This window comes from Leeuwenhoekiella nanhaiensis, from assembly GCF_002744755.1.
Taxonomy (GTDB): Bacteria; Bacteroidota; Bacteroidia; order Flavobacteriales; family Flavobacteriaceae; genus Leeuwenhoekiella; species Leeuwenhoekiella nanhaiensis.
The window spans coordinates 310,203-324,991 of the sequence record NZ_KZ319289.1; the positions used below are offsets into that span (position 1 = coordinate 310,203).

At 44.6% G+C, this 14,789-nt stretch carries 8 protein-coding genes; 6 read left to right on the forward strand and 2 right to left on the reverse strand.

What is annotated here, in order from left to right; translation table 11 throughout:
- Nucleotides 1-12: 12 nt before the first annotated feature.
- Both CJ305_RS08040 and CJ305_RS08045 read right to left on the reverse strand, forming a co-directional pair.
- The gene (locus tag CJ305_RS08040) at nt 13-1,356 is read right to left on the reverse strand and encodes a sensor histidine kinase (protein ID WP_099645747.1); all 1,344 of its coding nucleotides are present in this window, start codon (nt 1,354-1,356) and stop codon (nt 13-15) included.
- Nucleotides 1,346-2,692, reverse strand: a complete 1,347-nt coding sequence (locus tag CJ305_RS08045; protein WP_099645748.1) for a sigma-54-dependent transcriptional regulator — start codon at nt 2,690-2,692, stop codon at nt 1,346-1,348. The genes CJ305_RS08040 and CJ305_RS08045 overlap by 11 nt, the downstream gene beginning before the upstream one ends.
- Nucleotides 2,693-2,899: 207 nt before the next feature.
- Between CJ305_RS08045 and CJ305_RS08050 the strand changes: the two genes are divergently transcribed.
- The 6 genes from CJ305_RS08050 (at nt 2,900) to CJ305_RS08075 (ending at nt 14,753) form a co-directional block, all read left to right on the forward strand.
- On the forward strand, nt 2,900-4,153 hold the full coding sequence (locus CJ305_RS08050) for an efflux RND transporter periplasmic adaptor subunit (protein WP_099645901.1): 1,254 nt from the start codon (nt 2,900-2,902) through the stop codon (nt 4,151-4,153).
- 55 nt (nt 4,154-4,208) lie between these two features.
- On the forward strand, nt 4,209-4,913 hold the full coding sequence (locus tag CJ305_RS08055) for an ABC transporter ATP-binding protein (RefSeq protein ID WP_099645749.1): 705 nt from the start codon (nt 4,209-4,211) through the stop codon (nt 4,911-4,913).
- Between the two features lie 92 nt (nt 4,914-5,005).
- Entirely contained in the window at nt 5,006-7,363 is a 2,358-nt protein-coding gene (locus CJ305_RS08060; protein WP_099645750.1) for an ABC transporter permease, read from the forward strand.
- A gap of 52 nt (nt 7,364-7,415) precedes the next feature.
- Nucleotides 7,416-9,812, forward strand: coding sequence for an ABC transporter permease (locus CJ305_RS08065; RefSeq protein ID WP_099645751.1), 2,397 nt, complete (start codon nt 7,416-7,418; stop codon nt 9,810-9,812).
- A gap of 56 nt (nt 9,813-9,868) precedes the next feature.
- Entirely contained in the window at nt 9,869-12,256 is a 2,388-nt protein-coding gene (locus CJ305_RS08070; RefSeq protein WP_099645752.1) for an FtsX-like permease family protein, read from the forward strand.
- A gap of 25 nt (nt 12,257-12,281) precedes the next feature.
- Nucleotides 12,282-14,753, forward strand: a complete 2,472-nt coding sequence (locus tag CJ305_RS08075) for an ABC transporter permease (RefSeq protein ID WP_099645753.1) — start codon at nt 12,282-12,284, stop codon at nt 14,751-14,753.
- Nucleotides 14,754-14,789: the final 36 nt, after the last annotated feature.

The following is a 14,789-nucleotide window of genomic DNA, read 5'->3' on the forward strand; positions in this document are numbered from 1 at the left end:
AGTCCGTGGACTTTAAAACTGCAGCGTAAACTCCGTTCCGTTCTCAGCATCGCTTTTGAGCTGTATTTTACCTTTATGCAGCGTCATAATCTGCTTGCTGAGGCTGAGGCCAATGCCGCTTCCGGTTTTTTTGGTGCTAAAAAACGGAATAAAAATACTTTCCCGTATTTCTTCAGGGATGCCGCTGCCGTTGTCGCGTACCTTGATTTGTACCCTGCCTTTGCTGTTTTGAGATGCGGTAACCACAATCTTCGGCTTTTCGGCCTCACGCGTAGCATCAATCGCATTCAGGATCAGGTTGATCAACACCTGTTCAATCAGATAACTGTCAATCTCGAAAGCCATTTCCGGGTTTTCGGTTTTAAAATGAAGCGCCACAGGCTTGTCTGCCAGTGAAGGTTGCATCAGGTCGCTGATGCTTTTAAAGAGTTCGCCCACCTTGACGGGCTCCAGATTGAGGTGGGTGACTTTACTGAGGCTGCGGTAGGTTTTGGCAAATTTCATCAGGCCTTCGCTGCGTTTTTTAATGCTGCTGATGCCCGCGTTGAGGTCATCCAATTCCAGCGGATGTAATTCTGCATTTTGCTGGTTGTTTTGAATGTGGTTTTGTAGCGTTTCGGCGAGCGACGAGATGGGCGCGATGCTGTTCATAATCTCATGCGTCATTACACTTAGGAGTTTTTTCCAGGCGTCAGACTCGTTTTGGTTGAGCGTATTTTCAATATTCTGCAGCACCACGAGCTTAAAGGCATCTTCTTCCACCTGAAAAACCGTTTCTGAAATCAGCACTTTTAACTGTTCGTTTCGCAGTGTGATTTCTACCGAAACCGCTTCAGTGCGGTAGGTGTCAAACAATTCGGTGTACAGTTGCGGCCTGCGCTTTTCAACAAAGCCAATGTTTTTAAAGTTGGGCAAATCGAGCGTGTTGAGCAGCGATTCATTAGTCCACAGCACTTCGCCGGTATCCAGATTGTAGGCGATGATTCCCACGTCAACCATTTCGAGAATTTTCTGCAGGTATACAAACTGCGCCTGCCGCTCGTTGTTGATGGCCTTGATGGTTTTGTTGACGTTATTAAAGCCCTTATGCAGGTTTCGTAAATCTTGCGGACCGTGTTTTTCCGAAAACCAGCGGGAGAAATCCCGGTATTTTACGGCTTCAAAAAAGTCGTCCATCGCGACAAACCGCCGTGTCAAAAATCGGTAGAGATTGAATAACAAGATAAGTGTTAGTGCCGCGCCACCCGTAATAAAATAGACATTGCCGCTTACGATACCCCAGGCGATGCCCGTAAGTGCGGCCAGTAAAAGCAACACCCGCAGCAAAAGGCCGGCGATGTAGCTTTTATAGATCATACTTGTTGAGTCTGCGGTAGAGGGCAGTGCGGGTGATGCCCAGTTCTTTAGCTGATTTGGAAATATTGCCTTTATTCTTTTCGATCACTCTTAGAATCGTATTCTTCTCTACCGCATCCAGATTGGTGGTCTTGAGTTTGTGCTCGGTTTCCGTTTGTTGTTCTATGGGCGAAAAGGCTAAATCTTCAGCGACTAGAATGGAACCTTCGGCCATAATGACGGCACGTTCTAGGGCATATTGCAGTTCGCGAACGTTGCCCGGAAACGCATGTTCTTTCAATTTTTTGATGAAGCCGGGATCAAGGCTGAAAGCTTGTTTGCCATACTTCTCGGCATACAGCTTTACAAAATACTGAGCCAGCAGGCTCAGGTCAGTACCGCGGTCCCGCAGCGGCGGAATCATCAGATCTACGGTATTGATGCGGTAAATCAAATCTTTCCGGAATTTGCCTTCATCGGCGAGATCTTTAAGGCTCAGGTTGGTTGCGCAAATAAGCCGGATGTCAATGTTTACCGGTTCGTTTGAGCCCAGTGGCGTCACCTGGCGATTCTGTAAAACGGTAAGTAAACGCGCCTGTTGCCGCAGGCTGATGTTTCCTATTTCATCCAAAAACAGTGTGCCGCCATCGGCAGCTTCAAAACGACCTTTTCGATCTTCACGGGCATCGGTAAAGGCCCCTTTTTTGTACCCGAAGAGTTCACTTTCAAAGAGACTTTCGGTCAGGGCACCGACATCTACTTTTACAAAAGGCTTGTTTTTACGCAGCGAATTTTCGTGGATGGAGCGTGCAATCAGGTCTTTTCCGGTACCGTTTTCGCCCAAAACCAGGACGTTAGCATCGGTAGGCGCCACTTTTTTCAGTTTTACAAAAACCTCCTGCATGGGTTCGCTGTCCCCAATAATCTGGGTTTCTGAATCCAGTTTGATTTTCTGAGCCCCCGCTTTTTTCTTTTTGGCTAAAATCTCAGCGATAGACTCCAGCAGTTTTTCATTCTTCCAGGGCTTTACCAAAAAGTCAGACGCACCTTCTTTAAGCGAGCGAATGGCGAGGTCAATATCACCGTAAGCCGTGATGAGCATCACAGCGGTCGCGGGTTTCCAGCTTTTTATTTTGTTGAGCCAAAAAATCCCTTCGTTGCCCGTATTTACGAGTCCGTTGTAATTCATATCGAGAATCACCACGTCAAAATCCTGTTTGCTCAAAATCCCCTGCAGGGCATTAGGATTTTTTTCAACCACAACCTGTTTGACCTGAGGTTTGAGCAAAAGACGAAGCGCGGTAAGTACATCTTCATCGTCGTCAATGACCAGTATGTGAGCGTCTTTGAGTTGCATATCTACAATATTACAATTTTCGGTTTTTGAGTAGCGGGCAGAAAGCGGCTAATTTTTAGCGGTGCCAAAAGTGTATCGGCAGCGTACATGAAGTGTATCAAAACCGAACACTTTGATTAAGTGTTTTATTTTTAAATAATTAATAATCAATAACTTATGGTTTTGGCACAGTATTGCTTTGTAACTAAGCGCAAACACGAATTTTTTATGGACATCCCTTTAGAAAAGAAACGCTTTACCACTCAAAAAATACTGATGATCGCAGGCGGAATTGCCCTTGCAGGCCTGATCGTTTTTGTGATTCTTTCCACCACCGGAACGTCAAAGCTCAACGTTCAAAAAGAACGTCTGAGCATCGCAACAGTTAAGCAGGACGTGTTTCAGGAAAACATTCCGGTGAACGGGGTGGTGATGCCTATTACCACCATTTACCTCGATGCGCTTGAGGGCGGAAGGGTTGAAGAAAAGTTTGTGGAAGATGGCGCTGTGATGAAAAAAGGCGAACCCATTTTACGCCTGTCCAATACCGATCTCGAGCTGAGTCTGGTAAATCAGGAAACGCAGGTATACAATTTATTGACTCAAATGCAAATTTCGCAGAACGCCGCGCGCCAAAATACCATTGTAAAACTCAACCAGTACACCGATGTGGAGAACAGCCTTATTGAAGCGAAACGGGTGTACGAGCTCAACAAAAAGCTCTACAACAAAGACGCGATCGCGCGTCAGGATTTGATCAAATCTGAAAATGAGTACAATTATCAGAAGGAGCGTATGCAGCTGGCCGGGCAGATTTTGGCTCAGGATTCAATTGCGGTGAAGCAGGAGAAAAATCAGGTTTCCAGTTCGTATGAACGTACCCAGAACGCCTTAGAATTGATGCGTCGTAAAGTCGCAGATCTTGTGGTGCGGGCGCCGGTAGACGGGCAGCTTACTTCGCTTGATGCCGAAATAGGTCAGTCTAAAAACAAAGGCGAACGTCTGGGTCAGATAGACGTTTTGAGCGGATACAAAGTGCGCGTGGATATTGACGAGCACTATATTTCTCGAATCTATACCGGGCAAAAAGGCTCTTTTGATTTCGACGGAAAAAGCTACACACTGGTCATCAAAAAAGTCTTTACTCAGGTGACAAACGGAAGATTTCAGGTAGATATGGAATTTGAATCGGATGTGCCGGAAGGGATACGCCGCGGTCAAACCCTGCAAATACGGGTGGCGCTGAGTCAGGAAAAACAGGCTTTGCTCATCCCCAAAGGCGGGTTCTTTCAGGAAACCGGCGGCAACTGGATTTTTAAAGTGAGCGAAGACGGAAACACCGCCTATAAAGCAGACATTTCGCTGGGAAGCCAAAATACCGAGTATTACGAGGTTTTAAGCGGCCTTGAGCCGGGAGACCGCGTGATCACCAGCAGTTACGATAATTATGATGAAGTGCAGGAACTGGTACTTCAGGATTAAACCAGAACAAATGACAACACTAATCTTAGCATTTATAAACCTAATCCTTTCTTAGATGATCAAAATAACAGACTTAGAAAAGTATTACGCCACCGAAGAGGTGCGCACCATCGCCCTCAACAAACTGTCTTTTCAGGTGCAGGAAGGCGAATTTGTAGCCGTAATGGGACCTTCGGGCTGCGGTAAATCGACTTTGCTCAATATTCTTGGACTGCTGGACGACCCGGACGGCGGCAGCTTTATCTTCAACGGTATTGAAGTAGCCGGGTTTAACGAGCGCAAGCGGGCCGATCTGCGCAAGCACAACATCGGGTTTGTCTTTCAAAGCTTTAACCTGATTGACGAACTTACGGTTTTTGAAAACGTGGAGCTTCCGTTGATTTACACCGGCGTAAAACCAGCCGAGCGAAAAAAGCGGGTAGACGAGGTGCTTGAAAAAATGCAAATTATGCACCGCCGCAAGCACTTTCCGCAGCAATTATCAGGAGGGCAGCAGCAGCGTGTGGCCGTAGCCCGGGCCGTGGTTAACAATCCCAAACTCATTTTGGCCGATGAGCCTACCGGTAACCTGGACAGCAGCAACGGGAACGAGGTGATGGATTTGCTTACCGAACTCAACGAAGCCGGCACGACCATTATTATGGTAACGCACAGCGAGCACGACGCCAAGTACAGCCACCGCATCATCAGGATGCTAGACGGTCAGAAGGTCACCGAAAATGTACTCTCAGAATACAAAAGCAAAACCTTAGAGGTTTAAGATTTCCTTACGGGGATTCATTCATCAATCGGCAGCAGCCGAAACAATCAATCAAAAACCGGGATTTCATCACTCCCAACATCTTATCAGCTATGCTTAAAAACTATTTCAAAATCGCCTTTAGAAACCTTTTGAAGAACAAGGGATACAGCGCACTCAATATTTTTGGCCTTGCCATAGGAATCACCTGTGCCAGCTTCATTTTCTTATGGGTGGAAGATGAAATGAGTTATGATACCGTTGTTGCAGATCAGGAACGGGTGTACAGTGTGCCTACCAATCAGGTCTATGAAGGAAAAACCCGTACTTTTTTTACAGCTACTCCGGGGCCTTTAGCGGCAGATTTAAAGGCTGAGATTCCTGAGATAACTAAGGCAGCCCGCTTTCGTAATGCAGACTTTTTGTTTAGCGTTAATAATTCTTCAGTAATCAGTGCCGGTTCGTATGCCGATGCCGATTTTCTGGATCTGTACGACCTGAAATTTATTGAGGGCAATGCATCCGAAGCATTTAAGAGTAAAGACGGAATCGTTATTACGCAGGAGTTGGCTCAAATTCTTTTTGAAAATCCAAACAATGTATACGGACAGCGTGTTCAGATTAATCAGAAGGAACATTTTAAAATAACCGGAGTAATTGAAAATCTTCCAAAAAATACCACTTACGGTTTTAGCTGGCTTGTACCTTTTGAAAACTTTACCCAGGATAAACCCTGGACTCAGGAGTACGGTAGCAAGTTTACAGACACCTTTGTGATGTTGGCACCGGGAGCCGATTTTAATACGGTCAATGCTAAAGTAAAGCAGCTGCTACCTTCAAAGACCGATGATTCAGAAACTCAGGCAATTCTACACGCTGCAAAAGACTGGCATCTCAGATCTGATTTCAAAAACGGAGAAGTGGTAGGCGGAAGAATAGAATACGTGCGCTTATTCAGTTTTGTGGCCCTGATCATCTTAATCATTGCCTGCATAAATTTTATGAATTTATCAACTGCCAGAAGCGAGAAACGGGCTAACGAAGTAGGGGTTCGAAAAACCCTGGGCTCAGATAAAAAGCAGCTCATTTTTCAATTTATTACTGAAGCCTTGCTTACCGCACTATTGGCGGCGGTATTGAGTGTGTTTGTCCTGTTACTCCTCATACCGGCTTTTAATGGGCTTATAGGAAAACAGCTTTCATTAGGTCTTACAGTACCCTCACATTTAATTTCATTATTAGGAATAACGCTTACCTGCGGGATTTTGGCAGGCATTTATCCGGCATTTTACCTCTCTTCCTTCAAACCTATAGCTGTTTTAAAAGGCAATCGCATACAGGCTAAAGGAGCCGGTTTTGTGCGGAAGGGGCTTGTGATAACCCAGTTTGCGGTTTCTATTGTTTTCATCATCAGTACACTTTTGGTTTATCAGCAGGTGCAGCACGTAAAAAATCGGGATCTGGGCTTAAATAAAGAAAACCTGATTGAAATACCGGTAAATGGGGATTTGATTAAAAACAGAAATGCGATAGCTGAAAGCCTAAAGAATACAGGGACGGTAAGCAGTTTGGGTCTGTCTAATTCAAACCTAATGTCTGCCGGTAATAACGGTTCAGGTTTGAGATGGCAGGGAGGAACCGATACAGAAGATGTTTTGGTTTCTTTCAGATATGTAACGGATGGCTATTTAGAAACGACCGGGATTAAGATTCTTGAAGGCCGTGGTTTCAGCACCAGTGTGGCACAAGACAGCACGCGTGTACTCATCACCGAATCATTTGCAAAACTGATGGGAACAGGCAGTGCACTTGGCAAAACCATAGACTGGTTTGGCGATACCGTTACCGTTGTTGGAGTGACTAATAATTATTTATATGGTGATATGTATGGCACCAGTGATCCGGTTATGTTTTTCAACTTTCCGTCTGAGGCGCAATATATGTATCTGAGAACCAACCCCAACTACCCGGCAGATGAAATCCTGAGTACTGTAGAGCAGACTCTCAAAACCTACAACCCGGGTTATCCCTTTGAATACGAGTTTGTAGATGCCGCGTTTGACCGTCGGTTTAAAAACGAACAGTTGATGGGTTCGTTATCCCAAATTTTTGCCGCGCTTTCCATTTTGATATCCTGCCTGGGTCTGTTTGGACTTTCGGCCTATACCGCACAGCAACGCCGTAAGGAAATAGGAGTGCGCAAAGTGTTAGGCTCGAGTGTTGCCGGTATTGTGCGCCTCCTGTCAAAAGATTTTATAGTGCTGGTACTGATTGCCATTGTAGTTGCAGTGCCGCTCGCCTGGTACATTATGCACAATTGGTTGCAGGGATTTGCGTACCGCATATCGATTAATGTCTGGGTATTTGTTTTTGCCGGTATTGCAGCTATAGGGATTGCCCTGTTAACCGTAAGCTTTCAGGCTGTAAAAGCGGCCATCGCCAACCCGGTAAAATCGCTAAGAATGGAATAAAGCTCCCTGGCCCCAAAGGAATAATGAATAACAATAATAATAGCAATAGATTATGCTTAGAAACTATTTCAAAATCGCCTGGCGGAACTTACTTAAGCACAAAGGATATTCGGCTATCAACATCTTTGGTCTAGCACTGGGGATGGCGGTAACGCTTATGATAGGTCTTTGGGTCGCAGATGAGCTTAATTTTAACGCCTATTATAAAAATAAGGATCGCATTGCCCAGGTGTACCAAACCCAAACCTACAATGGGGAGATCGGTACAGGAACAGCTATTCCCAGACCGCTTGAGTTTGTACTGAGGCAAGAATATGCCGATAATTTTGAGCGTATTGTGATGGCTTCCTGGGAGCAACCCATGACCTTACGGGTAGGTGATAAAGTAATCGGTCAAACCGGCATAAGCATCCAGGAAGAAGCCCCTCAAATGTTGGATTTGCAGATCACGCAGGGCGAGCAAAATCCGTTAAAGGAACAAAATGCCGTGATGATCTCACAGTCCTGTGCCAAAGCGCTTTTTGGTACTGAAAAAGCTTTGGGTAAAATAATCAATGTAAACGATCGGGATGATATGATGGTCACCGCGGTTTATGAGGATATTCCTAAAAACAACTCGTTTCATTCCATCAACTTTTTTCTGCCGTGGAAACATTATATAACCACAGCACACTGGTTAAAAAACGCTGCAGATCAGTGGGGTAATAATTCCTTTCAGCTTTTTGTACAATTAAAAGAGAATGCTGATTTAGCAGGTGTTTCTCAGGCTATCGCAAACATAAAGCACAACAAAGATGCAAACGAGGCGCAATTTGAGCCCAAGTTATTTCTTTGGCCAATGGAAAAATGGCATCTGTATTCCCGGTTTAAAAATGGAGTGCCTAGTGGAGGCCGAATAGAAAACGTATGGCTTTTTGGTATCATTGGGACTTTCGTATTATTACTGGCCTGCATCAACTTTATGAATCTGAGCACCGCACGCTCTGAAAAACGCGCGATGGAGGTAGGCATACGCAAAACCATAGGTTCGACGAAAAATCAACTCGTCAGGCAGTTTCTTGTAGAATCCCTCTTAGTCGTGTTCTTTGCTTTCGCTCTTGCAATGGGTTTGGTGTTACTATTCTTAAATGCGTTTAACGATCTGGCCAGTAAAGCGATAGATTTTCCCTGGTCAAGTCCTGTTTTTTGGGTGACGGCTTTAGTTTTTATTACACTTACTGCATTGATTTCAGGCAGTTATCCTGCTCTCTACTTATCTGCCTTCAGACCTATAAAAGTATTGAAGGGAACATTTAAAGCCGGAAAAATGGCTGCCTTACCTCGAAAGGTATTGGTAGTAACTCAATTCAGCGTTTCAATCGCTCTGATAATTGGGACGCTTATTGTAATGTCTCAGATCGAATTCAGCAAAAACAGACCGATAGGTTATCAAACGGAAGGGTTGATTCAAATTCCAGTAATGAGTTATGAATTCGTAGGAAAAGATGATTTTATGCGTCAGCAGTTTTTAGCCTCGGGAGCAGTGATGGAGATGGCTACTTCTAGCAGTCCCAGTACAGATATTTGGTCTCATAGAAGTGGCTACAATTGGGAAAGTAAACCTGAAGAATTTCAGGAAGAATTCGCCTATACCGAGGTTTCTTATGAATACGTGGAGACGTTGGGACTGAAAGTTGTGGACGGGCGGGGTTTTTCAAGAGAATTTGCTACAGATTCCAGCGCAATTCTTCTTAATGAAGCTGCAGTTAAATATATGGGATTAAAAAATCCTGTGGGCGAAATCATCCGTCAGGGAAGTGAGGAAAACCCAACACTTTTACGTGTGATAGGCGTTGTGGAAGATGCGGTTGTACAGTCACCCTATGAACCGGTGAAGCAGGCTATCTATGTGTTTGATCGTTATGGCAATGCCAGCTATTGGAATTTGCGCTTGAACCCGGATCAAAGTGCGGGTGAAAATTTGGCGCAGATTGAAGAGGTGTTTACCCGTAATTTTCCCAACTCTCCATTTACCTACGATTTTGTTGATCAGGAATATGCTCAAAAATTTGACGAGGAAGAGCGCATTGCCAGTCTGGCAAAAGTATTTACAGTACTTGCTATTCTCATAAGTTGTCTGGGGCTGTTTGGTCTGGCCTCTTTTGTGGCAGAGCAGCGCACTAAAGAAATCGGCGTACGCAAAGTTTTGGGTGCTTCGGTAGCTAACCTGTGGTTGCTACTTTCTAAGGATTTTGTAATGCTGGTCGTCATGGCCATTCTTGTTGCATCGCCAGTAGCTTTCTACCTGATGCAGCAATGGGTTCAAAAGTTCTCCTATCGAACCGATATTTCACTCTGGATATTTATAGCTGCAGCATTTGGAGCTATGTCAATAACCCTGATTACGGTAAGCTTTCAGGCCATTAAAGCTGCAATCGCCAACCCCGTAAAATCATTGAGAAACGAATAATCCCCTAACCCTAAAAGGGGGAATGAATAGCAATAACAATAATAATAGCAATAATCATGCTTAGAAATTATATCAAAATCGCCTTTAGAAACCTTTGGAAAAACAAGGGGTATTCGTTTTTAAACATCAGCGGTCTAGCCATTGGGATGACTGCCGGGTTTCTGATTTTGCTGTATGTCGCCTTCGAACTGAGCTACGACCAGATGTATCCTGAAAAAGACCGCATTCACAGGCTGGTGAGTACTATCAAAACACCTTCTGACGAGTACAATATCGCGATTATAGACTGGACGGTTCTTAATAAAATAAGTCCGCAGTTTCCTGAAATTGAAACTTCCACCCGTGTTTTTGATATCAATCTGAATATGCAAAAAGGCACCGAAACGGTACGAGAGCAAAACGTTTTGGCTGTTGACTCTACGTTTCTCAACATTTTTGGCGTAGAACTTTTACGCGGAAATGCTACCGAAGCCTTACGGGCGCCGTTGAGTCTTGTTTTGAGCGAAAGCGCGGTGCAGAAATATTTTGGCGATCAGGATCCTTTGGGAAAAACCCTGAAGATCATGAACGGTAAATACACCGCTCAGGTCACCGGAATTATGCCTGCGCTGCCCGAAAACTCCCAGATTAAGGCAGATATGTTGCTTTCAATTTCCAGCTACACTCAGGTTTTTTCACCTGATATTGATGAATCCTGGGCAGATTACGAACCTCGTGGATATCTGCTGCTTCGCGAAAACACCGATGCAAAAGCTTTAGTGCCTAAAATCAATGCCTATGTAAAAGAGATTGACGGCGCTAAAATGGAGGCTGCGCAATTGTATATCAGTCACGACCTGGAGCCGGTTGATGAGGTGTATCTCTATTCCGAACGAAACCGTAAAAAACAGGGGCATATCACCAATGTGTATGTTTTCAGTCTTGTGGCCTTGTTTATCCTGCTTATCGCGGGGATCAATTTTGTAAATCTCACTACCGCACGCTCTGTAGAACGCGCAAAAGAAGTAGGCGTACGTAAAGTAATCGGGGCTCAGAAACAGCAATTGTCCTTTCAGTTCTTAAGCGAGTCGCTAATGATCAGCCTTTTGGCATTTGTACTGGCACTGGGGCTTACCGCTTTGGCCTTGCCCTATTTTAATAGTTTGGCCGGAAAGGAGATCGCCACCGGAATCTTTAACGATTTTACCTATATCGCTTTACTCTTCGGCCTTGCGGTGCTTATAGGTTTGCTGGCGGGGGTGTATCCGGCGCTGGTATTGTCTTCATTTAAACCCGTTCAGGTGCTTAAAGGCAGGTTTACTGCTACCCGAAACGGTGCGATTTTGAGAAAAGGGCTTGTTGTGGTTCAATTTGCGGTTTCCATCCTGCTTATAATAGGTACGCTGGTGATTTACAATCAGACGCGTTTTATGCAGAATTACGATTTAGGTTTTGCCAAAGACCGCCTGCTGATTCTCGATACCCAATCGGCCGCCGGCCGTGATGTTTTGCAACAACAGCTTGCCGGAAATCCCAATATTCTATCCGTAAGCCGGGCATCGTCGGTTCCCGGTGGCGGAGGTGATAACAGTTCGGCATTATCAACCATATCAAACAGTGAGGGGAACGATCAAACCTTAACGGTAGACCGGTATGTAATCGACGACCGGTATCTGGACCAACTGGATATCAAACTGCTTGCCGGGCGTAATTTTGACCGTAATCTGGCTCAGGACAGCGTTTCGGCCATGATCGTTAATGAGCGCATTACTCAAATGCTGGGTTTTGTAAATCCCGAGGATGCTCTGGGGGCTTCGTTTAGCCAATGGGGGCGAAAAGGAGAGATCGTAGGAGTTACTCAAAATTTCCACACCAGCTCTCTGCAACAGAATGTGGGTCCGCTTTCTTTCGTATTTGATCCGGAACAATCCCGATTACTAACCGTGAAAGTTGCTGCCGGAACTATCAACCAAACTCTTGATTTTATAGAAGATTCCTGGCAACGTGCCCTGCCCGAAATTCCGTTTGACTACTATTTTCTCGACGAATTTTTTGACCGGCAATACCGCGCCGAGCGGCAATTTGGCAAACTGTTTCTCAATTTCTCGATGCTCGCGATTTTTATCTCGTGTCTGGGACTTTTAGGACTGGCGGCTTACAGTATGTTGCAACGCAAACGCGAAATAGGAATACGAAAGATCGTTGGTGCCAGTGTATTTAGCATCGTAAACCTCGTTTCTGCTGAATTTATCAAGTTAGTAGGTATTGCCTTTGTAATCGCGGCACCCATTGCCTGGTTTGCGATGCATAGTTGGCTGGAAGGCTTTGCCTATCGCATCAGCCTATCGTGGTATCTATTTGCCGGAGCAGGAGTTCTGGTCATTGGCATTGCCCTGTTAACCGTAAGTATACAGGCGATTCGGGCAGCAGTGGCAAATCCTGTAAAATCCTTAAGAACTGAATAGTAATAGAAATAGTAATAACAATAGCATGCTTAGAAACTACATCAAAATCGCCTGGCGGAACATAATAAGATACAAGACTAACAGTCTGCTTAATATTTTGGGGTTGACCATTGGGTTAGCTTCTGTAATGCTGATTGCGCTCTATATTCAGAATGAATTGAGTTATGATACTGCCTTTAAGGACGCAGACCGTGTTTATCGGGTAAATATGAAAGGTAAGATGGGCGATAATAGTTTCTACGCCGGCTATACCCCTCCACCGGCAGGAGAAGCTTTGGTTTCAAATTTTCCGGAGATAGAAAGTGCGACACGTATTTATCAGCCTTATAATACTACAGTAGCCTATACCAATGGAGAAACTCCAAAGGCTTTTAGTGAGTCTGAAATTTTGGCGGTTGACCCTAATTTTTTGGAAGTGCTTAGCTATCCTTTGCTTAAAGGAGATGCTGCGACCTGCCTACAACAACCCAACAGCATCGTGATCACGCCTCAGATCGCTCATAAATATTTTGGCTCCGAAAACCCTCTGGGTAAAACCTTGCTTTATGGAGAGGAGCAAAGGCCTCTGCAGGTGACCGGAGTGCTTACCGATCTGGAGCAGTATCCCGCTTCAGTAAAGTTTGATATCCTGATGCCGGTAGCCAATTTTGGTGATGTGAGCTATTTTAATTGGAGCTGGGTTTGGCTTAACATGGCCACCTATGTGAAATTAACCAAACAAGCCAGCGAGAATCCTGATGCCTTATCCCGTCTGGAAGCAGGTTTTCCCGAGATGCTTCGCGTGCAGGCAGCTCCCGGATTTAAACGTATTGGGCAGCCTTTTGATGAGTTTTTGGAAAAGGGAAACTATTGGGAATTGCATTTACAACCTCTTAAAGATGTGCACCTCTATTCTCAGGATATTACTTCTTCCATTACCGAGCAGCACGATGTCAAAAGCCTTTATATTTTAGGGATCATCGCCTTATTTATCGTGGTGCTGGCCTGCGTGAATTTTATGAATCTCGCAACGGTACAGTCGGTAAAGCGCAGTAAGGAAATAGGCATTCGTAAAGTTTTAGGTTCGCAAAGAGCCCAATTGGTAAAGCAATTTATGACAGAGGTTGTTTGTTATACCTTTTTTGCGATGCTGCTTGCAATGGTTTTGGTCTTTTTGCTCCTACCGGGTTTCAATGAACTCACCGGAAAATCAATCGCCGCTGCGGATTTTTTCAATGTTGAACTAGTTGTACTTACACTAGCCATAGCCACCATAACTGCTTTTTTAGCCGGAAGTTATCCTGCCTTTTTTCTTACCTCCTTCAATCCCATACACGTCTTAAAAGGAAAAGGTAAAACCACAAAAACTAACGGATTGGTGCGCAACGGACTTGTAGTTTTTCAGTTTTGCATAGCCATTGCACTCATCAGTTGCACGCTCATCGTTTTCACGCAACTGCGTTATACGCAACAAAAAGATCTGGGTTTTGATAAGGAAAATGTGTTGGTGCTAAACAACACCGAGCGTCTTGGCACTGGCGAAAATTCGTTTAAAGAAGAACTTACCGCTATCCCTGGAGTAAGAAATGCGAGCAGCTCATCAAGTATGTTAACACGGGGACAATTTGGAGATTTTTATGTGCCAAAAGCTACAACCGACGAACCCAATATTGCCTCAGATATTTCCTTGGGTTCTTATTTGGTAGATGATGAATTTATTGAAACACTTGATCTTGAACTGACCGAAGGAAGAGCATTTAAAAAGGAGTTTAATGACTCCCTTTCTGTACTGCTTAACGAAACTGCAGTTGCCCAAATAGGTTGGAAAAATCCTATTGGTAAGCAACTACAATATCCGGGCGGAAATATGGAATATTACACCGTAGTGGGTGTTTTAAAAGATTTCAATCTGGAATCGTTGCATACCGCAATTGAGCCTTTTGCCCTATTTTCGGAAACTTCACAGAGTTATGAATCGGGAGTCTCTTACATCACGCTTAAAATTTCAGGAGAGAATACCGTAAACACCTTAGGTCAGATTGAGAAACTCTGGGAAGGGTATTCTGAAAGTGCTCCTCTGGAATATACGTTTTTAGATGAAGATCTGTCTCATGCCTATCAGGAGGACCGGCGCCTGGCGTCACTGTTTACCATTTTTACGGCACTTGCTATTGTAGTAGCGTGTTTGGGATTATTTGGGCTGATTGCCTTTACAGCACAACAGCGTAGCAAGGAAATCGGGGTACGTAAAGTGTTGGGGGCGAGTGTGGGTGATATTGTAAGCTTGCTTGCTGTGAATTTCTTAAAGCTGGTCCTGCTCGCATTAATTTTGGCGATTCCTATTGCCTGGCTTGCTATGAGCAAATGGCTTCAGGATTTTGTCTATCGTATTGATATCCCGCTATGGACTTTTGTGGTCGCCGGTGCTTTGGCTTTAGGTATTGCCCTCATAACCGTAAGTTTTCAGGCCATCAAAGCCGCCATCGCTAACCCTGTAAAATCCTTAAGAACCGAATAAAGCTCCCTGACCCCCAAGGGGAGAATTAATAGCAAT

Coding starts and splice junctions, on each gene's coding strand:
- CJ305_RS08040 (WP_099645747.1), bottom strand. CDS start 1,356: ATGATCTATAAAAGCTACATCGCCGGCCTTTTGCTGCGGGTGTTGCTT.
- CJ305_RS08065 (WP_099645751.1), top strand. CDS start 7,416: ATGCTTAGAAACTATTTCAAAATCGCCTGGCGGAACTTACTTAAGCAC.
- CJ305_RS08075 (WP_099645753.1), top strand. CDS start 12,282: ATGCTTAGAAACTACATCAAAATCGCCTGGCGGAACATAATAAGATAC.
- CJ305_RS08070 (WP_099645752.1), top strand. CDS start 9,869: ATGCTTAGAAATTATATCAAAATCGCCTTTAGAAACCTTTGGAAAAAC.
- CJ305_RS08045 (WP_099645748.1), bottom strand. CDS start 2,692: ATGCAACTCAAAGACGCTCACATACTGGTCATTGACGACGATGAAGAT.
- CJ305_RS08060 (WP_099645750.1), top strand. CDS start 5,006: ATGCTTAAAAACTATTTCAAAATCGCCTTTAGAAACCTTTTGAAGAAC.
- CJ305_RS08055 (WP_099645749.1), top strand. CDS start 4,209: ATGATCAAAATAACAGACTTAGAAAAGTATTACGCCACCGAAGAGGTG.
- CJ305_RS08050 (WP_099645901.1), top strand. CDS start 2,900: ATGGACATCCCTTTAGAAAAGAAACGCTTTACCACTCAAAAAATACTG.